Genomic DNA, 1,159 nt, shown 5'->3' with positions numbered 1-1,159 from the left:
CTAACCCCGGCGCTATCGGTTTCCTGATTGCGTAAATCTAGCCCGGCAAGGCTCAACCCGCCCTTATCCAGTTTGAAACCCACCTTGTTTGCTAGCGCGACATTAGCGCCGGTAAAGCCCTTCGCCACTACATCGAATATAACGGCATAGCGGCCTACTTCGCGCTCAATAGCCTGACCATTAGCCCCCTCTTGCTCGCTAAGCTTTACCCTAATAGGCTGGGCCTCTTCCTTTTTAGGTAGCTCCAAGCGGCCCAGCGCCAATTCGCCTTTAGCAAGGTTGAAAGTGCCTTTGGCCTCCCATTTGTGTTCTAAGCCAATGCTTTGTTTCTGCTCACGCCCCCTATTGCCAAGACCCGCCCCTGGGGTATTACTCGCAGACGCGCTTACTTCCGTTGAACTGCCGTGGTCGCCCGTCGCTTCCATAAAGGAGACCTGCTTAAGCTCGAAGGGGTGCTGGGGGGCGCTTCCGTTTTCTGTTCTTTCATATAGGTCAAAATGGGCCATGCCCACTAGGCGCACCATTTGTGCTTGGGCGCTGGCATCAAACAGGCGCAGTTTTTCGCGGCTGCGCCCCGTGAACAGCACTTGCTGAAGTGATTCCCCCCAGCGCTGCTTGGCGTTTTCGTTGTCAAGCGAGGCGACCTCCAGGCCTTGCTCCGTTAAATATGCAAAGAACAGCGACGGCTCAAAGAACCCAAGTTGCTCTTCGTGCCACTCGGCCTGTAGGTCAATTTTTTGGCAGCAGCGGCTTTCAAGCCATTGGCTAAGGGCTGTTTCGGGCGCCTCCCAAAGCCGTGCGGGAAGCACCTTGTCCGCCACCAGCGCCTGATCCAGTTGGTCTCGCTCGTTAGCTGTCATTTCCGGCATTAATTGCCATAAGCTGAGATGACTTAATGATTTTTCGGCCAGGGGCGAACTGAATTCGCGCAGGGGAAAATCGCCGCGTACCAAAAGATCAATTTTGCGCTTGGTATAGCCCAACGACGGCCGGGCATCGACCAAATTGGTATTCCATATCAGCGTTCTTTGAGGGCTAGCTTCTTGAACGGATAGCTTGGCTTGCGTATAGATCGCATTCAGGTTGCTCTGTATGGCGTCATATTGCCTGCGCTCTTCTTCAAACAGGAATACAGGTAGCTGTGCCTGACCGGCCGTGC

1 pseudogene is annotated in these 1,159 nt (G+C 54.4%); it reads right to left on the bottom strand.

The features are described from left to right. Window positions 1–1,159, bottom strand: a pseudogene (locus CPA45_RS22940) (hypothetical protein); the annotation flags it as partial.

It is taken from the genome of Vreelandella nigrificans (assembly GCF_002374315.1).
Classification (GTDB): domain Bacteria; phylum Pseudomonadota; class Gammaproteobacteria; order Pseudomonadales; family Halomonadaceae; genus Vreelandella; species Vreelandella nigrificans.
This window is presented reverse-complemented; position numbering and strand designations above follow the sequence as displayed.